We start from the raw sequence: 21428 nt of genomic DNA, 5'->3' as shown, positions 1-21428 counted from the left end.
TTGTCGATAATATACTATAAGGAGCCCAAAAATACGAATAAGGCACGCCTTTTGATATTATTAATTGTTATTTTGCGTTATAATTTCGGCTATGAATATTCAACAACATATAATTTCCAACTTACCGGTTTTCGATGTCCAGACTACGTGTGGGGAACTTATGGAGTTCTTTAAGCAAAACACGTTTTCCCATATAGCGGTCATGGAAGAGGACCGATTTCTAGGTGTGTTTTCCGAAAATGACATGGACGTTGTTTCGGACGATTCCAAGATTGATGAATACCGCTATGATCTGGAAACGTTTTTTGTAAGGAACGAAACGAGCTGGTTGGATGTGCTGGAAGTATTTGCCCGAAACGAGGCGAATCTGGTCCCTATTTTGGACGAGGTGGAAAAAGTGGTGGGCTATTATGACCTTACCGATATCGTCTCTGAATTTATAGACACGCCCTTCTTTACGGACCCGGGAAACATTTTGGTGGTCGCCACCGGCATTAAGGACTACTCCTTCAGTGAGATTTCCCAGATAGTTGAGAGTAACAATGCCCGACTCATTGGCGGTTTTATCACAGATATGCAAAATGACGTGGTACAGGTAACCATCAAAATAAGCACTGCCAACTTTGACAAGGTCCTACAAACGTTTAGACGCTATAACTACCAAATAATCTTTGGCAATAGCGACGATCAATTTTTGGAAGATTTGAAAAACAGGTCGGACTATTTGGACAAGTACCTAAACGTCTAGTATGAAGGTTGCGGTTTACGGTCAAATATACCAGGACAATGCCATTGAATATTTGGAGGAGCTTTTGAACGAAATTGCAAAGGACGCTTCTTCAGAGGTCTACATAGAAGAAGAATTCTACCATTTATACAAATCGAAAAATGCGGAAGCATCCTTTTCCACCTTCACGGCCTTAAAAGGTCTGGACACTTCATTTGATATGTTCGTAAGTTTTGGCGGCGATGGTACCATCCTTCGCGCCACGACCTTTGTCAAGGATCTTGGAATTCCCATTGTTGGTGTCAATACGGGTCGGTTAGGGTTTTTGTCCACCTTTAAGAAGGAAGATGTACGAAAAGTGGTTCGGGAATTTTTAAAGGGCGACTACACGATTGTGGAAAGAAGCCTGGTTCAGATACATGCCGATGCTTTGGACGTTGAGTTTGGGGAATTGAATTTTGCATTGAACGAAATAACGGTAAGCAGAAAGGATACCACCTCCATGATTACCGTGGAGACCTATCTGAACAATGAATATTTAACCTCCTATTGGGCGGACGGACTCATTATTTCCACCCCCACGGGTTCTACGGGTTACTCGCTGAGCTGTGGAGGTCCTGTCATGGTGCCAACCGCCAAATCCTTGGTCTTAACGCCCATTGCTCCCCATAACCTCAATGCAAGGCCTTTGGTGATTTCGGATGATACGGAAATTAGGTTGCGGGTTTCAGGTCGTGAGGAAAACCACTTGGTTTCCTTGGATTCCCGTATAGCCTCCCTTGAAAATGGCAACGAAATTACAATCACCAAGGCCCCTTTTACAATCCGAATGATAGAATACAATTCTGAAAGCTTCCTGAAGACCCTTCGGAACAAATTATTATGGGGCGAGGACCGGAGAAATTGAACTTTCCCTTGAACAATATTTACCGTTAAATTCTGTTTACCTTGTGAGAACGCCCTTTGGGCCAAAACGTCGATTATGTTAACTAAACACCCCTGTAAACGATTCTTTATATGATACGTAGCTTGGTACTGCTTACTTTTTTAATGGCATCAATGGGTCTTAATGCCCAGATGTACGAAGTAGGTGTTTTTGCCGGAGGGGCCAATATGATCGGGGATGTTGGAAGGACCAATTATATTCTTCCGTCAGATTTGGCATTTGGGGGCGTGTTTAAATGGAATATTAGCAAAAGATATGCTTGGAGAGGCAGTCTTACTTACGGGAAATTCACTGCGGACGATACAAAGTCCAGCGATACTTCAAGGCAACAGAGGGGCTATGTGGTAGATAATGCCATTTTAGAAGGTTCCGCGGGGCTGGAATTTAATTTTGTGGATTATAATTTGCACAAGTTGGGGCCGGCTTTTACTCCTTACCTATATACGGGAGTGACCTATTTTAGGTACGATTACAGCTATTTCAACGGTGGGGTTTTACAGGATTTATCACAGTCCGATGGCTCTTTTGCAATACCAATGACCGTAGGTTTTAAGTATCGTATCAACCAGTTTCTTATTTTTGGTGCGGAAATTGGTGCCAGATATACTTTTACGGATAATCTGGACGCCAGTAATCCAGAAGGTTCCAATTTTGAGGAGTTCGCTTTTGGAAATATTTTCAGCGATGATTGGTACGTTTTCTCTGGGGTGACCTTGACCTACACCTTTGGAAGAAAACCCTGCCAGGATTGCTTTCAATAAATGACAATGGAAAGTAATATAGACGATATTGATTCACATAATTTACCACGTCACATGGCCATCATCATGGATGGTAATGGTAGATGGGCCAAAGAGCGGGGAAAATTAAGAGTTTTTGGTCATGAAAACGGGGTAAAGACCGTTCGGTCTACGGTAGAAAATTGCGTAAAGCTTGGGATAGAGTTTCTTACTTTGTATACGTTTTCAACGGAAAATTGGAACCGGCCCAAAATTGAAGTGGATACGTTAATGCGCCTATTGGTTTCTTCCTTGCGTAAGGAGTTGACAACTTTTTCGGAAAACAATATTCGTTTGAATACCATCGGGAATATTTCGGCCTTGCCTGATAAGGCCCGTTTGGAACTTTTGGAGGTCATTAAAAAGACCGAGCACCACACTGGCATGATGCTGACATTGGCGCTCAGTTATGGCTCTAGGGAAGAGCTGCAATCCGCCATAAAATCGATAGCATCCAAAGTTAAAAATAATATAATTTCGCCCGAAAATATTGACGAAACCATTATTAATGACCATCTTTACACGCGAAATTTGCCAGACGTAGACTTGCTAATCCGAACGAGTGGAGAACATCGGATCAGCAATTTTTTATTATGGCAGATCGCATACGCCGAATTATATTTTATTGATGTATTTTGGCCTGATTTTAATGAGCATCATTTGGTAGAGGCCATAAAAAATTACCAGAACAGAGAACGAAGATTTGGAAAAACTAGCGAACAACTCATTTAGAGATATGACCAGGTTCATATCCGTGAACCACTTACTGACCATCCTACTCCTTTTTATCTTAACAAACGCCTTCTCACAGGACCTCTCCTATGAAAATGGGCAAACATATATTTTAGGCGGTTTGGAGGTGACCGGATTGGAAAGTTACAACGAACAGACCGTAAAGACCTATACGGGGCTTCGGGTGGGTCAGCCAATTACAGTTCCAGGGGAGCAAATCAGTGAAGTTATCAATAAACTCTGGGGATTGGAGCTTTTTACATCCATAGATTTTTTCATAACCAACATTGAGGACAACAATATCTTCCTTGAACTTCAGATTATCGAGCGTCCCACTTTGACGGATGTGACCTTTAATGGCGTCAAACCTCGTAAAGTTGACGAACTCAGAAACGATACGGATCTTAAAAAAGGGAAAAAGATTACAGAGAGTCTGATTTCCAACACAAAAAACTATCTCACCAATAAATATAAAAAGCAGGGTTATCTTAATACCAGGGTCAACATCATTACCGCCGTAGATACGTCCGAAACGAATGCCCGAAAAATGGTGGTGAATGTCAACAAGGGCGATAAGGTAAAAATTAAGGAAATTGTTTTTGAAGGCAACGAGGAGCTCTCCGATAAAAAGTTGAGAAAGGCCTTAAAAAGCACAAAACGTAAGCGATTTGGGAGGTTTTGGAAAAAATCGAAGTATATCAAAGATGATTATGAGGAAGATTTGGATTTGTTGGTGGATAAATATGCCGAAAATGGATTCCGTGATGCCAGGGTAATTTCAGATACGCTTGAAAAAGTAGATGAGAACAACATTCTTTTAAAAATCAAGGTAGAGGAAGGAAACAAGTATTATTTTGGGGATATCGACTTCGTAGGCAATACAGTATACACCGATCGTCAATTACATCAGGTGTTGGGAATCAAGAAAGGCGCAACCTACAATGGAGTGTTGTTACGGGAACGTATTGCGGACAATAGCAAACCGGAACCGTATGATGTAACTAGTTTGTACCAAAATAATGGATACTTGTTTTCCACGATAAATCCGGTAGAGGTTTCGGCAGCGAACGACACTATCAATTTTGAAATTAGGATTATTGAAGGAAAGGAGACCTTTCTGGACCATGTGACCGTATCCGGAAACGATAAGACGAATGATCATGTAATCTACAGGGAATTACGTACACGCCCAGGACAAAAATATAATAAGTCGGACATCATTAGAAGTATCCGTGAATTGGGCCAACTGGGCTTTTTTGATGCGGAACAGATCAAACCCGATGTCCTGAATGCCAACCCAAATGAAGGTACCGTAGATTTGGCTTGGAGCTTGGTGGAGTCGGGTTCCAGTCAAATTGAATTGCAAGGAGGCTATGGTGGAGGAGGTTTTATAGGAACCTTGGGATTGTCTTTCAATAATTTTTCGATTCAGAACTTGTTCAAAGGAGAGGCGTATAAGCCTGTTCCCATGGGCGACGGGCAAACGTTTGCCCTGCGATTACAGGCCAGCCGGACCTTTAGGGTGTATAGCTTGAACTTCGCAGAACCTTGGATGGGAGGAAAGAAGCCGGTTCGATTTAATTTGAACGTTTCAAGAACGCAACAGTTTGCCGCTTCTTTTACAAATAGGGGAATCGATGTAAACAAAGATCAGCAATTCTCGATTACAGGTGTAAGTCTTGGTTTGGCCAAAAGGGTGCAATGGCCAGATGATTTCTTTACCATTTCACATTCCTTGGGATACCAGTTGTACGACTTTAGAAACTACAACATTGGTCTATTCAATTTTGGGAACGGGAAAGCCAATTCCATTGCCTATACCATAGGAATCAATCGGAACGCTATGGAAGGTGGCCGTATATTTCCAAGAGGGGGGTCCAATTTTGAGATTACAGCGAAATTCACACCACCCTATTCTCTTTTTAGTAACAAGGATTTTGGAGCTTTGAAACAACGGAGCACAGAACTTACTGAGAAACGATTTACGACCCAAGAAGGACTTACTGCTGCTGAGGCAACAGAATTGGAAGAAATAGATCAAGAGCGTTTCAGGTTATTGGAGTATTATAAAATCAAATTCAAAGGAGATTGGTATACTACCCTGTTGGGTAGTGCGGACAAATCCTTGGTGTTGCGTACCAATGCGGAATTCGGGTTTTTGGGAAATTACAACAGCGATACGGGAGATGTTCCTTTTGAACGTTTTTTCGTTGGTGGTGACGGTCTCAACAACTTCACATTGGATGGACGGGACATTGTTCAGCTTAGGGGGTACGAAAATCAATCCTTGACTCCGATTGATCCTGTCACAAGGCAACAGGAGGGTGGATTGATCTATAATAAGTTCTCCATGGAGTTACGATATCCGCTTACCTTAAAACCTTCGGCATCCATTTACGGACTTACCTTTTTGGAAGCAGGTAATTCCTTCAACAATTTTCAGCAGTTTAATCCGTTTCAATTAAAACGATCGGCCGGTGTGGGGCTTCGCATCTTTATGCCAGCGTTTGGTTTATTGGGGATTGATTTTGGCTATGGGTTCGATGAGGACTTAAGGCCGCAATCCATAGGCAATGGTCCAAGCGGATGGCAAACGCACTTCATAATTGGTCAGCAGTTCTAAATTTAAATTGGAATTATAGAATCGGTCTTTATGCTAATCCTTTCATTTTAAAAGTTTTAGTAATTTTGGCACGATATTTTCTATTAGATTAAACGATATCAATAATGAAGTCAAAAACAAAAGTTCTTTTATTTCTTGTGACCGTTCTTATGGGTTTGGTTTCCATGGCCCAAAGAGGTGTTCGAATCGCCTATGTGGACATGGAATACATACTTGAAAATGTGGAAGAATACCGTGATGCCAGTGCCCAGTTGGATACCAAAGTCCAAAAATGGAAAGTGGAAATCGAGCAAAAGCAAAGTGTGGTGGAACAGATGAAGAAGGATTTAATGGCCGAAAAGGTATTGCTGACTCCTGAACTCATTGAGGAACGCGAGGAAGAAATCCAGATCTTGGAGAAAGAGATGATCGAATACCAACAAGACCGCTTTGGTCCGCAAGGGGACTTGGTGCTCCAAAAACGCCGGTTGATACAGCCAATCCAAGATCAGGTTTTTAATGAGGTTCAAAAATTGGGTGCCAATAAAAAATATGATTTTATTTTTGATAAATCTGCGGATGTTGTAATGTTGTACTCCGAAAAAAGGCACGATATTAGCGATTTGGTTCTCAGGGGTATTGCAAGGACCAGAAAGATTAGCAAGCCGAAGGAAGGTACGGACAGTAGGAGTAGGTTGGAGGCTTTTGAAGGAGAGGATGAAATAGAGGCGGAAGAGGAGGTTTCGGAAGCTTTACAGGAACGAATAGACAGAGCTGCAGAGGCTCAGGCAGCCCGGGAGAAAACCGCTGCTGAAAAGCGTGAGGAACAACTTAAATTGCGCGAAGAACGAAAGAAAGCCTATGAGGAACGGCGAAAAAAATTGTTAGAGGAAAGAGAGGCTAAGAAAAAGGAGAAAGAAGCAGAAAGAAATAACGATAACTCGGGAAAGGAATCCGATATTGACTAGAAATCAGAAACCATTAATTAATACTCAAATAAGAATTAAATTTTAACTCATGAAACAAGTAAAGAAAATTGCGGTTGCCTTAATGTTGTTCGTGGCGGCGACCAGTTTTGTAAATGCGCAGAGTAAAGTAGCTCATATAGATGTTACCCAGTTGCTTTCTGCCATGCCGGAGATGAAAGCTGCCGAGGCGGAACTAAAGAAGTTGCAGGAAACTTATGGTGCGGATATCCAGGCCTCTATGACCGAATTACGAAATAAGTACACCCAATATCAGAATGAAGCGGCCTCCAAATCAAAAGAGGAAAATGAAAAGAGAGCGGTGGAGCTTCAAGGCATGGAAAAAACGGTTGGTGAGTTCCAACAAAATGCCCAACAGGAAATCCAAAAGAAACAGGCCGAATTGTTCGCCCCTATCTCCGAAAAGGCCAAAGCGGCCATAGAAAGGGTTGCCGCGGCCCAAGGTATCGATTATGTTATCGATGCACAACCAGGTGGTGGATTGATCGTAGCTACGGGTAAAGACCTATTGGCAGACGTGAAAAAGGAATTGGGGATTTAAGAACATCTTAATATAATTAAAAAAGCCATTCCATACGGAATGGCTTTTTTAATTGGTCAGCTTAGATTTTATATTCTTCCACCGTAAACCGCGAATGAATTCTCCTTCTTCCGAACTTACCAAAAATGTTTCGCCCCGACTACTAGCCTGAAAATACCCTTGTAAATTGTCAAATAGGACTTTTGGTCTTTTTGATTTGAGTGCCATTTTAAGTGACGCGATAAGTGTAATCAAGAGCCCGTAACGCATGGTATACATGGCCTGTCCTTGTAACAACCTAGCTTTTCTGTTATAAGATGTTCCGGTGGGCCTGAGGTGTTTTACTTGAAGGCTCTCATCCGTAATTACTTGGAATCCGTGATATTGCGCCAATAATTCGTCAACCGTGTCCCAGCCCATGGCATTTTTAAGGCCGCCAATGGCCTCAAAACAGGTTTTGGAGTAGGACTTGAATGCGCCCCTAACATGTGTTTTGCTCATTGGGTGGTTCAAATGCCAATTTCCTTGACTGTCTTGTTCGTAGGCAAAACCGCCGGCAATACCTGCTTTTGGATATTCGGTGAATATCTTGGAAATAGTTTGGAAATAGTGCTTCGGCAGAACGATATCGGCATCAAGTTTTACAATAAAGTCAAAATTATCATCCAACGTTTTCATTCCTTTGTTGAAGGCATTGATGACCTTGCTGCCTGGCATATGGCTTTTGTACGATGTTGTATTCAGCAATTCGATATAAGGTACACTTTGTGCGAAGGTCTCCACAATTTCCGGGGTGCTATCGTTGGAATGGTCGTTGACGACCACAACTTTTTTAGGCGGAAGGGTCTGCAATATCACGGATTCCAAGGTCAAGGAAATACATGCTTCCTCATTATGGGCCGGTATGATTATGTAATACTTCAAGTAAAGGTTTTAACGGCTTTTTTTCCTAGTGGCGTAAACAATATAGTAACGCGGTGTAAACATTCGTAAAATAGGCCTTATACCTAGTTTTTTAACGGGATGGGTCCATTTCTTAGAATCCTGTATTTCCCAGCCTGCCTTCTCCAAAAGCCAATCGAACTGCCAATCCTCAAATTCGTGATAATGCCGGTCCCAAGGGTCGGTTTTACTTCGATAGGCTGGTGAGAACCAGAGTCGGAGTGGAATACTTGCCACCAATGTATCGGCCTTTATTTTTGAAAGCGCGTTCAAAGGAGCCAAAAGGTGTTCAAAAATTTCAAAAGCCGTCACTACCGATGCATCGGAATTGATTATCGACGAAAAATCCAGATCGAGATCTTCACCTTTCGTGTTTTCTACGGTATAGCCTTCCCGTTGCATGATTTCCGAAAAAGGATTTTCCACGCCTAGGTCCAAAATGGCCTCATTGGGATCAATGTGCTTTTTCAGAAACTCCAAGGTGTATTGAAACCTTTTATTCGGAAAGGTATGTTCGTACATTTTTAAAATTTATTAAACGACCTTGTAAACAGTCACTTGCGAATTTATTATTCCGCTTCCGCATATGCCTCTATGGGGGCACAGGTACATATTAAATTACGATCTCCATAGGCATCGTCTACCCTCCGCACCGATGGCCAGAACTTGTTGTCTCCAACATAGGGCAAAGGAAATGCCGCTTGTTGTCTTGTGTACGGGAAGTCCCAAGTATCGCTCGTCACCATTTGTAGGGTATGCGGGGCGTTTTTCAAAACATTGTTAGGGTTGTCCGCTTGGGCTGCATCGATTTCAGTGCGTATAGAAATCATAGCATCACAAAAACGGTCCAATTCCTCCAAACTTTCACTTTCGGTGGGTTCTATCATCAGGGTGCCGGCCACCGGAAACGAAACAGTAGGAGCGTGGAAACCATAGTCCATGAGTCTTTTCGCAATATCCGTCACCTCAATGCCATGCTGTTTAAAAGGCCTACAATCGATAATCATCTCATGGGCCGCCCTACCTTTTTCGCCGGTATAGAGGACCTCATATTTACCGCTCAACCGATGCTTGATATAGTTGGCATTGAGAATGGCGATTTTGGTGGAATTCGTAAGTCCTTCCTGTCCCAACATTTTGATATATCCGTAGGAAATAAGGCATACGAGAGAACTTCCCCATGGCGCTGCCGATATTGCCGAAATCGCTTTTTCACCGCCTGTTTTTATCACAGGGTTACCCGGTAGAAAAGGAACCAATTGCGGGGCGACACAGATGGGGCCTACTCCCGGACCACCCCCCCCGTGGGGTATGGCGAAAGTTTTGTGCAAATTTAGATGACAAACATCCGCACCTATGGTAGCGGGATTTGTCAATCCCACCTGTGCGTTCATATTGGCACCGTCCATGTATACCTGGCCACCGTGGTCGTGAATCAGTTTCGTAATTTTTCTTATGGAGGATTCGAACACCCCATGCGTGGAAGGATAGGTAACCATTAAGGCCGAAAGATGATCAGCATGCATTTTTACCTTTTCTTCTAAATCGGCTACGTCGATATTCCCTTTATCGTCCGTTTTGGTCACTACCACCTTCATTCCCGCCATAACGGCCGAAGCGGGATTGGTGCCATGGGCCGAAGCAGGAATCAGGCAAATATTTCGATGTCCTTCACCATTGGCCTCGTGATAGGCCCTAATGACCATTAAACCTGCATATTCACCTTGCGCACCTGAATTCGGTTGTAGGGAAGTACCGGCAAAACCGGTAATAGTTGTTAAATCTTTTGCCAATTCCTTCAATACGATTTGATATCCTTCAGCTTGCTCCACAGGCGCAAAAGGATGGATATTTGCCCAATTGGCATTGCTCAATGGCAACATTTCAGAAGCGGCGTTCAACTTCATGGTGCAGCTGCCCAAGGAAATCATACTGTGGTTCAAGGAAAGGTCCTTACGTTCCAACTTTTTGATATAGCGCATGAGTTCCGTTTCCGAATGGTAACTGTTGAACACCTTATTCTCAAGAAAGGATGTAGTCCTTTGAATATTTTGGTGAATGGCCGATTTTTCCAGTAGCTGCGAAACTTCCTTAGTTTCTTTTTCTATGGCTTCGGAGAAGATACCAATGATTTGGTTCAGGTCGTTGATGGAGGTGGCCTCGTTTACGGCGATTACCACCGTATCGGCATTCGGATATAAAAAGTTTACCTCTTCCCGCTCCGCGATGCCACGTATTTCGTTTGCATTCGCCTTTAATTGGATGGTGTCAAAATAGGCACTGTTACTTTGATAATACCCAAGTTTTTCCAAGGCATCCGTTAACGTAACCGCCGTGGCGTGTACTTTTTGAGCGATGTATTTCAAGCCTTTTGGACCGTGATAAACGGCATACATGCCCGCCATTACCGCCAAAAGCACTTGGGCGGTACAGATGTTTGACGTTGCCTTGTCCCTTTTAATATGCTGTTCCCTGGTCTGTAAGGCCATTCTCAAGGCGGGCCTATCGTCCCTGTCTTTGGTCACACCAATGATCCTTCCGGGAATGTTTCTTTTATATTCCTCCTTGGTCGCAAAAAAGGCGGCATGCGGACCACCATAACCCAGAGGAATCCCGAATCTTTGGGAGGTACCTACGACCACGTCCACCCCAAATTCACCGGGAGGGGTCAGAAGGACCAAACTAAGGATGTCCGCGGCAACCGCTATTTTGATATCCTTTTCCTTGGCTTTTAAAACGAATGCCTTATAATCATGTACCTGACCATATTTCCCAGGATATTGTAGCAAAGCACCGTAGAAGGAATCCTCAAACTCAAATTCCTCATGGTTGCCAATGACCAATTCTATGCCCAGTGGGTTGGCCCTGGTTTCCAATAAAGCCATTGTTTGGGGCAATACTTCCTCCGAAACAAAGAATTTTACAACCTCGTTCTTTTTCTGTTCCCTGGTCCTGACCTCAAAAAGCATGGTCATGGCCTCCGCGGCAGCGGTACTTTCATCCAGAAGGGAGGCATTTGCCAGTTCCATTCCGGTAAGATCGGAAATAACCGTTTGAAAATTCAAAAGGGCTTCCAACCGGCCTTGGGCAATTTCCGCTTGGTACGGCGTATATGCCGTATACCAACCCGGATTTTCCAAAATATTTCGTTTGATTACTGACGGAGTCAAGCTCTCGTGGTATCCCAAACCAATGTAGGAGCGAAATACCTTGTTCTTTTTGGAAAGTTCCTCCAAATGGGCCAAGAATTTATGTTCGCTCATTGGGGCTGCAAGATCCAATGGGTTTTTTAGTCTGATATCATCGGGTATGGTTTCATATATCAGCTGATCTATACTTTCAACAGCTATCGTTTTAAGCATATGGTCCAAGTCTTCCTCTCGTATTCCAATATGGCGGGATGCAAACACGTCAGTCTTCATGATTTGAATAAATTAGTCGTGCAAAATTAGGCATTAATTACGTCAAAAAATACCCGTAGAATAGCTTCTTGGGGAAAGTTTTTAACCATAAACCAGGGTTATAAACAGTTTGGGTACATTTGTTTCATGGGGATGTTTAAGCGCCTGTTCAATTTCTATATAAATGCAAGTATCCATGTAGCTTTTGGGGTGTTTGCATTGACCCATGTTACAATAAAAACTTTCGGTTTTATAGGGGACGATCATTTGGCCTGGTTTCTATTTTTTGGCACCATCGTGTGTTACAACTTTATAAAATACGGGGTTGAGGCCAAAAAATATATCATAGTGGCAAATCCCTATCAAAAAAACATTCAGATCGTAAGTTTTTTGGCCGCACTAATTGGGAGTTACCACGCCTATTTTCTACAGAGGGATATTTGGTTGGGCATACTTGTTTTGGTGCTATTAACCGGACTTTATGCCATCCCCGTATTGCCAAATGCGAGAAACCTCCGAAATTTAGGGGGTCTAAAATTATTTTTGGTAGCCTTGGTCTGGGCCGGGGCAACCGTTGTCCTTCCAACCTTAGGTTCGTTGCACACTGTCACTTGGGATATTTGGGTGGAAACTGCCCAGCGGTTTTTTTTCGTTTTGGCCTTGTTAATTCCCTTTGAAATCAGGGACCTTAGGTATGATGATCCGGCACTAAGGACACTTCCGCAGCGGTTTGGTGTTTGGCGGACAAAATTGATCGGGGTGCTTTTTGTGTTGTTGTTCTACGTGTTGACCTTTTTCAAGGACGAGGTGTTGGAGGTGGAAATCATCGTCAAGACCTTACTTTTCTTTGGTCTTATTGTCTTGATGTTTTCGTTCGGTAAAAATCAGGGTAGGTTTTTTGCTTCTTTTTGGGTAGAGGCAATCCCTATAGCGTGGTACTTTCTTTGGGTGCTTTGCCTTTGTTGGTGCTAGCCCTGTCTTCTGATAGTTTCTTTCATTTTTTCCTTTTCAGTCTCGGAAAGGGAACGAAGATTTGCCTTGCTGCAAAGGGAAGTCAGTTTGGTGTTCTGCTTTGCGTAAGCGGCACAGACCTTGCAATAGATAAGATGGAATTTTAATTTAAGCCGTTCCAAAAAGGTAGCCTCATTGTATTGAGCCTTTGTACAAATATCCGCCGCTTTTTCACACGAAATCATGCGTTGAACCATTTTTGATTTAAACATTCCATTAAGGCCGTTCTGGCTCTATGAATCATTACCCACAGGTTAGACGGGTTTATTCCCAATTCATTACAGATTTCTTCCGTAGAAATTCCTTGGATAGTCTTCATCGTAAATACCTGTAATTGTTTATGTGGCAACCTGTCTATACAAAGCTGAAGAGCAAGGCCCAGTTCCTCGTTTTCAATGGAGTCGCTTCCCAAGTTACCGTTTGGGTCCGCTACTTTTTCTTCCAGCCAATCCCCTTCGGTCTCATCAAGGTAACCCAAACTCATGCGCACTTCGGCCTTACCCTTTTTGGAATTGGATTTGCGGTAGTAGTCTATGACCTTCCGTTTTAGGATGGCTATTAACCATGTTCTTTCGGCGGCATCGCCCTTGTAGTTTTTTGCCGATTTCAATCCGGCCAAAAAAGTTTCGGAGACCAAATCCTTGGCGACTTCTACATCGCTCACTTTACCAATGGCATAGTTGAATAGGTAATCGGCATACTGGTCTACCCAGGAATTCGGATTTAGTTGGTTCTCTGCCATCGTTGATTCTTGTCGTAAAAATAAAGGAATTTTCCTTTTTGGTTTCACATTTTAGGTATGTCCTATTCAATATTTTCATTTAAAATGGAATTTAATGTATTTTCGAAGTACATAAATTAAGGTGTGTTACCAGTTGAAAAAATATAAAAATACCGTCATGAAGTATCCAGTAATTCTGTTGCTTTCCTTTCTTCTAAACCTATCCTGTGCCCAAACACAGACGCCTTCCTCAAAACCTATCAACAGTATAACTGCGGATGAAATGAAAAACGTGGTCCTGTTGGATGTACGCACTCCCGAGGAGTATGCCCAGGGCCATCTTGACAACTCCTTAAACATAAACTGGTTCGATGCCGATTTTGCCCAGCAAGTGGAAGGAATCGACAAGGACGAGACCATTTATGTGTATTGTAAAGTGGGGGGTAGGAGTGCCAAGGCACAAGAGAAATTAAAATCCTTGGGATACAAAAATGTAGTGAATCTTGAGGGTGGCTATGATGCTTGGTCCTTTAAACACCCCAGATAGGATTGGATTTTATACTTCCCGCCCAATTTGTTTCCATCAATTTATAGTTACTTGGAAACCGATAATTCATCAAATTATTTTGACAAATATATCAAATTTGCCAAATAATTTTGTATCTCATCCTCTGCCATTCCAGCTGGAAAATCTTTATCGTAGGCAAATTGAATAATTGACTTTTCATCTTCCAGAAAGTCGTTTTCCAAGGCGATACTGGAGCAAAGGAAACTTTTTTCCGTATCACATTTATCGGAATGTCCAAAGCCTAGCACATGGCCCAATTCATGTTTGAAAAGGACTCCTGCGGGGTTGGAGATCCACAACCTGGCATTGCTCAAAACCCCAACATTGTTGGAGGTCATTGCAAACCCTGAATAGGTGCCTCCATCAATGATGGCGAACATATCCGGCCAAAGGGCTTCCACTTCGGAGGTTTGTCCAAAAAAAAGGTGAGCATTGGACTCGTCCATGGTATCTACCAAGGAAACGCTAAAGTCACTATTCTCAAAGATTTCATTGTATTCTGCCAATGCGGCATCCACATTGTTCCGGAATTCATTGCTCAGTGTTCCGTCAAGATACAGATTGATGGGTTCGTTCCATCGGCTCGATACCTCCAGAGGAGTACCGTGGGTAGGGGCTTTCCAAAGGGTGAGGTATTGAAAATAAGTGATAAATTCCTGTTCCTTCGTTGTTAATAATGCATATTCGTCAATATTGTTTATGGTGAGATCAAAGGACTGCTCCACGATGGAATTTCCATCAAAGACGGATATCGTAAATGGAAGACTCTGAAATTCTTCAAAATCCAACACCGTTCCATTTGATAGGGTAATCTCGCCCGTAGTTTCGTTGATTTCTAGGCCATTTTGGGATTCCATGGTGAAAGTTAGTGTATCCCCATCCGCGTCCGAAGCAGATACGGTCCCAATGGAAGTCCCGGCAGGGGCATGTTCGTATATTCTGTAGGATTTTAATGTAATGGTAGGCGAACTGTTTCCGTTTTCTTCTGTATTTCCGGAAGAATCCTTGCTACAGGAAGCCAATAAAAATAAAGAAATAAAAAAACTAAGCTTTTTCATCTGTGACAGACGGTTTGTGGTTTAGGTCCACAAAGTAGTATCATCTTTCTGCACATAAAATTTTATGTGGTCAACCGTTTTGAAAATGTTGTGTGGAGTGACTTTTTAAAAATGTTACGAATTTCTCTTCCAAAAAATGGCTATAGTAATCCGGCCCTTTCCAAGAGCGCCTCCACTTTGGGTTCCGCACCTCTAAAACGTTTGTAGAGTACCATCGGGTTTTCCGTGCCACCTTTTGACAGCACATGTTCCTTGAACCTAGAGGCCACTTCCTTATTGAATATCCCTTGTTCCTTAAAGTAGGCGAAGGCATCGGCGTCCAGGACTTCGGCCCATTTATAACTATAATACCCGGAAGAGTATCCTCCTTGAAAAATATGTGAGAACGAGGTGCTCATGCAAGTTTCGGGGGTGTCAGGATATAATTTAGTGCCCTCAAAAGCTTCGTCCTCATGTTTTTTTACATTGATAATTTGGGAAGGGTCTATGCCGTGCCATGACATATCCAACAGTCCAAAACTTAATTGTCTAAGTGTTTGCATACCTTCCTGAAACGTGGCAGATTCCTTTATTTTGGTGATGAGTTCCATGGGGATTATCTCCCCGGTTTCATAATGCTTGGCAAATAGCTCGAGGGCTTCCTGCTCATAACACCAATTTTCCATCACCTGACTAGGCAGTTCCACAAAATCCCAATACACGGACGTTCCTGAAAGGCTTGGGTATTTGGTGTCCGCCAACATGCCGTGCAGCCCGTGTCCAAATTCATGGAACAGCGTCGTCACCTCATTGAATGTAAGCAGGGAGGGCTTGCTTTTGGTCGAAGGGGTAAAATTGCACACATTGCTTATATGTGGACGCACGTTTTCACCATTTCTTTTCCATTGGGATTTAAAGGATGTCATCCATGCACCTCCGCGTTTTCCGGGTCTTGGATGGAAGTCGGCATAAAAGAGCGATATAAAATTACCGTCCCCGTCATACACCCTGTATGTTTTTACGTCCTCATGATATTTGTCGATGTCCGTTACCTCTTCAAAATTAAGGTCGAACAGTTTTTCAGCGACCTTGAAAACTCCATCGATAACATTTTCCAGTTTGAAATAGGGCTTTAGTTTTTCATCGTCCAAATCGAACAATTTTTGTTTCAGCTTTTCGGAATAATAACTGCCATCCCATTTTTCAAGTACCTCAATGCCATCCAGATTTTTGGCAAAATCCGCCAATTGTTTGAACTCCTTTTCTGCGGCGGGTTTGGCCTTTTCTAGGATTTCGTTTAGAAAATCATATACTTTTTGGGGACTTTCCGCCATACGTTCCTCGAGCACAAAATGTGCATGGGTTTTATAGCCCAACAATTGCGCCCTTTCAAAACGCAGATTGGCAATTTTGAGCACGTTTTCCTGATTGTCCAACGCGTCATTATGAAACCCTTTGCTGCCAAAGGCTATGGAAAGTTCCTTTCGCAATTCCCTATTTTTGGCATATTTCATAAATGGGATGTAACTGGGATAATCCAGGGTGACCATCCAGCCGTTATCCTTTCCCTTGGCCATTGCCAATTGTGCGGCAGCTTCCTTTTCACCTTCGGGCAGCCCATCCAAGTCTTCCTTGTCCGTAAGATATAGTTGGTATTTGTTGGTTTCGGCAAGGACATTCTCACCAAATTTTAGCGTAAGCTTGGAAAGCTTGGCATCTATCTGTCGCAATCGCTTTTTCTTATCTTCTGGTAGATTGGCCCCGTTGCGGCTGAAATTTTTATATTTTTTTTCCAACAAGGTTTTTTGTTCCACATCCAGACCTAATATGTCCTTTTTTCCGTAGACCTCTTTAATTCTTTTGAACAAGGCTTCGTTGAGGGTAATGTCATTGCTGAACTCCGAAAGCAAGGGCGAAACCTCTTGGGCGATTTTTTGGATATCATCGTTTGTCTCAGCGGAATTGAGATTGAAAAAAACACTGGAAATCCGGTCCAATTGTTGACCCGCAAATTCCAAGGCCTCAATGGTGTTTTCAAACGTTGGCTCCTCTGTGTTGCCCGTAATCGCATCTATTTCGGCCTTTGCATCCTTAATTGCCTGTAAAAAGGCGGGTTTAAAATGTTCGGTCTTTATTTTGGAAAAAGGTGCGGTGTCAAATGGTTGGAGTAGGGGATTGTTTTTTTCTGTTTGGGATTGCGACATGATGGTAAGCTATTTTTTCTTGAGTTAAGAGTTAAGAGTTTGAATAAGTTATTTTATCAAGTATCATTGTTCACTGTCCACTATCCACTGTTCACTTTTCATTGTTCACTTTTCATTGTTCACTTTTCACTTTTCATTGCGAACCGACTTAGCCCCCTCAATCACTTTTTGTTTCAAACCTTCTTTGTAAAAGATGATTTTATCCAGAACACACTTATCCGAACTGCCAATAATCTGGGCGGCCAAAATTCCGGCGTTTTTGGCCCCGTTCAGCGCTACGGTAGCCACAGGAACGCCTCCCGGCATTTGAAGAATGGACAAAACGGAATCCCACCCATCTATGGAGTTACTGCTTTTAACAGGCACTCCAATAACAGGTAACGGCGACATGGATGCTACCATACCCGGTAAATGTGCAGCCCCTCCGGCGCCAGCGATAATTACAGAATATCCGTTTTTATGGGCGTTTTTACTAAAGTCGAACAGTTTTTCAGGAGTTCTGTGGGCCGATACAATATCCACATCCACCTCTATGTCAAAACCTTTTAAAATGTCTATGGCATCCTGCATTACGGGTAGGTCGCTGGTGCTGCCCATTACTACGGCTACTTTACTCATAACTTATTTACTTATTACTTTGATTTTTTCCTTTACCTCCTGTGCTACATGTCTTGCTCGGGTCATATTTTCATCGACAATGGTCACATGGCCCATTTTTCTGAAAGGTCTTGTTTGTTTTTTTCCGTAAATGTGCGGTGTCACCCCTTCTAGCTTTAAAATTTCCTCCATGTTTTCGTATACCACATCGCCAGTATACCCTTCCGCACCCACTAGATTGACCATGATTCCAGCCACTTTACTTTCCGTAGCACCCAAGGGTAGGTCCAAGATACAGCGAATGTGCTGTTCAAACTGGTTGGTATAACTAGCTTCAATACTGTAATGCCCACTATTATGGGGTCTTGGGGCCACTTCGTTCACCAATATTTGATCGTCTTGGGTCTGGAACATCTCAACGGCCAATAGACCCGTCAAGCCAATTTTTTCAGCTACCTTTAAGGCAAGTTCCCTAGCCTTGGCGGCTACTTTATCGTCAATCCTGGCGGGACAGATAACATACTCAACTTGGTTCGCTTCCGGATGAAATTCCATTTCCACAACAGGGTAGGTCTTTATGTCCCCGCTGTTATTCCGCGCCACGATGACCGCCAGTTCGTTCTTAAACGGAATCATGGTTTCTGCGATGCATTCGCCTTTGGGTAGGCCTTCCAAATCAGATAGTGTCCTGACCACTTTTACCCCTTGGCCGTCATAGCCAAATTGTGCGGCCTTCCATACAAAAGGCAGTTTCAATCCACCGTTTTGGACACTGTCCTCAATTTCGCTCAAATAGGCAAAGCGCTGAAATTCAGCCGTTGGGATTTCATGGTCCACATAAAAAAGCTTTTGCTTGGCTTTGTTTTGAATGATACGCAGGGCCCTTGGTTGTGGAAACACCTTTAGCCCCTCTTTTTCCAATCGCTCCAAAGCGTCCAGATTTACATTTTCAATTTCTATGGTAAGTACATCCAGACCTTGGCCAAAATCATAGACCGTGTCGTAATCAAGTAGATCGCCTTGTACAAATTGGTTGCAGGAAATATTGCAGGGAGCTTCGGGGGAAGCGTCCAATACCTTGGTCCAAACATCCCACTTGCGGGTTTCGTAGAGCATCATTTTGCCCAATTGGCCTCCGCCAAGAATACCTAGTTTAAAATCGGAAGAAAAATAGTTCATATCGAAGGCAAAAATACGGTTAAATCTTAGAATCCTGATTCCCATTATTCAAAAACACGGGGCAAAACCCTATATTTGCCAACCTTGATAATTTTTTAAAATTGATACGCTTACACGACAAATTTTTCAAACCTTTCCTCAGCGAATTACAGATCCAAGGAGCTGTAAGGCGTATGGCGGAGGAAATTGCCGTGGACTATAAGGATGGAAACCCCATCTTTGTTGGGGTGCTCAACGGGGCCTTTATGTTCGTTTCCGATTTTCTAAAGGCGTATCCGCATCCTTGCGAAGTGTCTTTTGTAAAACTAAGTTCCTACCAAGGGCTTACCTCAACCGGGATCGTGGAAACCCTGTTAGACGTTCCCGATAATATTGAAGGCCGCAGTATCATCATTTTGGAGGATATCATCGATACCGGACGCACTTTACAAAAACTGGTGCATTTGTTCAGCAACACCAAGGTGAAGGAATTTAAGATCGCCAGTCTTTTTTATAAAGCGGAAGTCTACAATGGCGAATATGCCATAGATTATGTGGGGCTTGAAATCCCTGATAAATTCATAGTGGGCTATGGACTGGATTACAAGGAATTAGGAAGGAACCTTAAGGAAGTATACCAATTAAACCAAAAACATATGATCAATCTTGTACTCTTCGGCAAACCGGGAGCGGGCAAGGGCACACAAGCTCAATTTTTAAAGGAAAAGTATAATTTAAAGCATATTTCTACGGGAGACGTTTTCCGGTTCAACATCAAAAACGGAACGGAATTGGGAACCTTGGCCAAATCCTACATTGATAAAGGCGATTTGGTACCCGATGAAGTGACCATAAAGATGTTGGAGGAAGAAGTGGATAAGAATCCCGATGCGGACGGGTTCATTTTCGATGGATTTCCACGTACTACCGCCCAAGCGGAAGCCTTGGATAACTTTTTGGAATCCAAGGATATGAAGATAGACGCCACCATTGCCCTGGAGGCCAACGATGACATTCTTATTGAACGGTTGTTGGAAAGAGGCAAGGTCAGTGGTAGATCAGATGATCAGGATGTAAGCAAAATCAAAAATCGGTTTGAGGAATACAATTCAAAAACGGCACCCTTAAAAGAGTATTACGAGGACCAGCATAAATTTCACAGTGTGAACGGTATCGGTTCTATAGATGAGATTACCCAACGCCTAACAGCGGTAATCGATTCCTTAAAAGCATAGTCGCACATTGTTATAATTGCCGAAGTTTAATCGGCTTAAAATCGAATAGAACCCATGGCAGAGGAGGTGATAAGGCCCAAGGATGCCTTAAAGAGCTGTTTTATTATTGGATGCGGTTCCATGCTGGCGGTCGTTCTCATAGCTTTAGCCTATTTAATATACCTCCATTACTTTTATGACCCGTTGTCATAAACCCATTGCCCGTCGTTCATGCTTAATTGCGTAGCTTTGTAGGCGATTAAAACACCATATTCAACATGACCGAAGGTAATTTCGTAGACTATGTAAAAGTGCATTTGGCTTCCGGAAACGGTGGCAAGGGATCTATGCACCTACACCGTGAGAAATATGTGGCAAAAGGAGGCCCGGATGGGGGAGACGGTGGTCGCGGCGGTCATGTAATCGTAAGGGGCAATCAAAATCTTTGGACTTTGGTCAATTTCAAGTTCAAGAAGCATTTCAAGGCAGGCCATGGCGAGCACGGGGGCAAGAGCAGAAGTACAGGGGCGGATGGTGCCGATGTTTTTCTAGACGTGCCCTTGGGAACCGTTGTCAAAAACCCGGATACGGACGAGGTGCTTTTTGAGATTACCGAACATGGTGAGGAAAAAATTGTCCTGGAAGGCGGTATGGGCGGCCTTGGAAACTGGCATTTTAAGACATCCACCAACCAAACCCCTAGGTATGCCCAGCCGGGGATTCCCGGGCAGGAGGGGTATTTTCTATTGGAATTAAAGATTTTGGCAGATGTAGGTTTGGTAGGCTTTCCAAATGCAGGAAAGTCCACACTACTTTCCGTAATAACTTCGGCAAAACCCAAAATCGCCGATTATGAGTTCACCACACTGAAGCCCAATTTGGGAATCGTGGAGTACCGTGACTTTCAGAGTTTCGTCATGGCCGATATTCCGGGAATCATAGAAGGTGCCGCGGAGGGAAAAGGTCTGGGACATTATTTCTTGCGACATATAGAACGCAATGCCACTTTGCTGTTTTTGATTCCTGCCGATAGCAAGGACATCAGTCAGGAGTATGCGATTTTATTGGATGAATTACGACGGTACAATCCGGAATTGTTGCACAAGGAGCGTTTGATCGTTATTTCCAAATGTGATATGTTGGATGCCGAATTGATGGACGAAATGAAACAGGAGCTGGATGTGGATTTCAGGGGAATTCCCTACATGTTCATCTCGTCAGTAGCGCAAATAGGCATTACGGAACTAAAGGATAAACTTTGGCAAATGCTGAATGATTAATAT

Annotated in this window: 20 protein-coding genes; 11 read left to right on the top strand and 9 right to left on the bottom strand. The window is 43.0% G+C overall.

Features of this window, described 5'->3' with window-relative positions; translation table 11 throughout:
- The first annotated feature begins 91 nt into the window (after positions 1-91).
- The 7 genes from F0361_RS02400 to F0361_RS02370 all read left to right on the top strand — a co-directional run bounded on the left by F0361_RS02400 (position 92) and on the right by F0361_RS02370 (position 7313).
- Positions 92-748, top strand: coding sequence for a CBS domain-containing protein (locus F0361_RS02400; RefSeq protein ID WP_154917066.1), 657 nt, complete (start codon positions 92-94; stop codon positions 746-748).
- A 1-nt stretch (position 749) separates the two neighbouring features.
- Positions 750-1634 (top strand): NAD kinase, encoded by an 885-nt coding sequence (locus F0361_RS02395; protein WP_154917065.1) that lies wholly within the window; start codon positions 750-752, stop codon positions 1632-1634.
- Positions 1635-1744: 110 nt separating this feature from the next.
- Positions 1745-2434 (top strand): type IX secretion system protein PorG, encoded by a 690-nt coding sequence (gene porG, locus F0361_RS02390; RefSeq protein WP_154917064.1) that lies wholly within the window; start codon positions 1745-1747, stop codon positions 2432-2434.
- A gap of 6 nt (positions 2435-2440) precedes the next feature.
- Complete coding sequence (locus tag F0361_RS02385) at positions 2441-3184, top strand: isoprenyl transferase (protein ID WP_154917063.1); 744 nt, start codon at positions 2441-2443, stop codon at positions 3182-3184.
- Between the two features lie 4 nt (positions 3185-3188).
- The gene (bamA, locus tag F0361_RS02380) at positions 3189-5807 is read left to right on the top strand and encodes an outer membrane protein assembly factor BamA (RefSeq protein ID WP_154917062.1); all 2619 of its coding nucleotides are present in this window, start codon (positions 3189-3191) and stop codon (positions 5805-5807) included.
- Positions 5808-5911: 104 nt separating this feature from the next.
- Positions 5912-6754, top strand: a complete 843-nt coding sequence (locus tag F0361_RS02375; RefSeq protein ID WP_154917061.1) for an OmpH family outer membrane protein — start codon at positions 5912-5914, stop codon at positions 6752-6754.
- 49 nt (positions 6755-6803) lie between these two features.
- Positions 6804-7313: an OmpH family outer membrane protein gene (locus tag F0361_RS02370; RefSeq protein ID WP_154917060.1), complete on the top strand. Its 510-nt coding sequence runs from the start codon at positions 6804-6806 to the stop codon at positions 7311-7313.
- 48 nt (positions 7314-7361) lie between these two features.
- Here F0361_RS02370 and F0361_RS02365 read toward each other — a convergent pair whose 3' ends face one another.
- The 3 genes from F0361_RS02365 to gcvP are packed head-to-tail and all read right to left on the bottom strand — an operon-like array spanning position 7362 to position 11656.
- Positions 7362-8216 (bottom strand): glycosyltransferase, encoded by an 855-nt coding sequence (locus F0361_RS02365; protein WP_154917059.1) that lies wholly within the window; start codon positions 8214-8216, stop codon positions 7362-7364.
- A 9-nt stretch (positions 8217-8225) separates the two neighbouring features.
- Entirely contained in the window at positions 8226-8756 is a 531-nt protein-coding gene (locus tag F0361_RS02360) for a methyltransferase (RefSeq protein ID WP_154917058.1), read from the bottom strand.
- Positions 8757-8803: 47 nt separating this feature from the next.
- Positions 8804-11656, bottom strand: coding sequence for an aminomethyl-transferring glycine dehydrogenase (gcvP, locus tag F0361_RS02355; RefSeq protein WP_154917057.1), 2853 nt, complete (start codon positions 11654-11656; stop codon positions 8804-8806).
- Positions 11657-11782: 126 nt separating this feature from the next.
- Here gcvP and F0361_RS02350 point away from each other — a divergent pair, with 126 nt between their 5' ends.
- Positions 11783-12607 carry a UbiA prenyltransferase family protein gene (locus F0361_RS02350; RefSeq protein ID WP_154917056.1) on the top strand — a complete coding sequence of 275 codons (825 nt, stop codon included), beginning with the start codon at positions 11783-11785 and terminating at the stop codon, positions 12605-12607.
- Here F0361_RS02350 and F0361_RS02345 read toward each other — a convergent pair.
- Both F0361_RS02345 and F0361_RS02340 read right to left on the bottom strand, forming a co-directional pair.
- Positions 12604-12831 (bottom strand): hypothetical protein, encoded by a 228-nt coding sequence (locus F0361_RS02345; RefSeq protein ID WP_154917055.1) that lies wholly within the window; start codon positions 12829-12831, stop codon positions 12604-12606. The two genes, F0361_RS02350 and F0361_RS02345, sit on opposite strands and share 4 nt — an antisense overlap.
- Positions 12828-13388, bottom strand: coding sequence for a sigma-70 family RNA polymerase sigma factor (locus F0361_RS02340; RefSeq protein ID WP_154917054.1), 561 nt, complete (start codon positions 13386-13388; stop codon positions 12828-12830). Before F0361_RS02340 ends, F0361_RS02345 begins: the two co-directional genes overlap by 4 nt.
- A 157-nt stretch (positions 13389-13545) precedes the next feature.
- On the opposite strand from F0361_RS02340, the gene F0361_RS02335 reads away from it, so the two are divergent.
- The gene (locus tag F0361_RS02335; RefSeq protein WP_154917053.1) at positions 13546-13914 is read left to right on the top strand and encodes a rhodanese-like domain-containing protein; all 369 of its coding nucleotides are present in this window, start codon (positions 13546-13548) and stop codon (positions 13912-13914) included.
- Positions 13915-13988: 74 nt separating this feature from the next.
- On the opposite strand, the gene F0361_RS02330 is transcribed toward F0361_RS02335, so the two are convergent.
- From F0361_RS02330 to F0361_RS02315, 4 genes are all read right to left on the bottom strand, one after another.
- Positions 13989-14993 (bottom strand): hypothetical protein, encoded by a 1005-nt coding sequence (locus F0361_RS02330; protein WP_154917052.1) that lies wholly within the window; start codon positions 14991-14993, stop codon positions 13989-13991.
- A 140-nt stretch (positions 14994-15133) separates the two neighbouring features.
- On the bottom strand, positions 15134-17176 hold the full coding sequence (locus F0361_RS02325) for a M3 family metallopeptidase (RefSeq protein ID WP_154917051.1): 2043 nt from the start codon (positions 17174-17176) through the stop codon (positions 15134-15136).
- Between the two features lie 126 nt (positions 17177-17302).
- A complete protein-coding gene (gene purE, locus F0361_RS02320) occupies positions 17303-17794 on the bottom strand; it encodes a 5-(carboxyamino)imidazole ribonucleotide mutase (RefSeq protein ID WP_138259080.1) in 492 nt (163 codons plus the stop codon).
- A gap of 3 nt (positions 17795-17797) precedes the next feature.
- Positions 17798-18952: a 5-(carboxyamino)imidazole ribonucleotide synthase gene (locus F0361_RS02315; RefSeq protein ID WP_154918473.1), complete on the bottom strand. Its 1155-nt coding sequence runs from the start codon at positions 18950-18952 to the stop codon at positions 17798-17800.
- Between the two features lie 101 nt (positions 18953-19053).
- Between F0361_RS02315 and F0361_RS02310 the strand changes: the two genes are divergently transcribed.
- Complete coding sequence (locus tag F0361_RS02310; RefSeq protein ID WP_154917050.1) at positions 19054-20166, top strand: adenylate kinase; 1113 nt, start codon at positions 19054-19056, stop codon at positions 20164-20166.
- 257 nt (positions 20167-20423) lie between these two features.
- Positions 20424-21425: a GTPase ObgE gene (gene obgE / locus F0361_RS02305; protein ID WP_154917049.1), complete on the top strand. Its 1002-nt coding sequence runs from the start codon at positions 20424-20426 to the stop codon at positions 21423-21425.
- Positions 21426-21428: the final 3 nt, after the last annotated feature.

This window comes from Maribacter flavus (genome assembly GCF_008386635.1).
Classification (GTDB): Bacteria; Bacteroidota; Bacteroidia; order Flavobacteriales; family Flavobacteriaceae; genus Maribacter; species Maribacter flavus.
The sequence above is the reverse complement of the archived record's forward strand: the minus strand, read 5'-3'. Positions and strand labels throughout refer to the sequence as shown.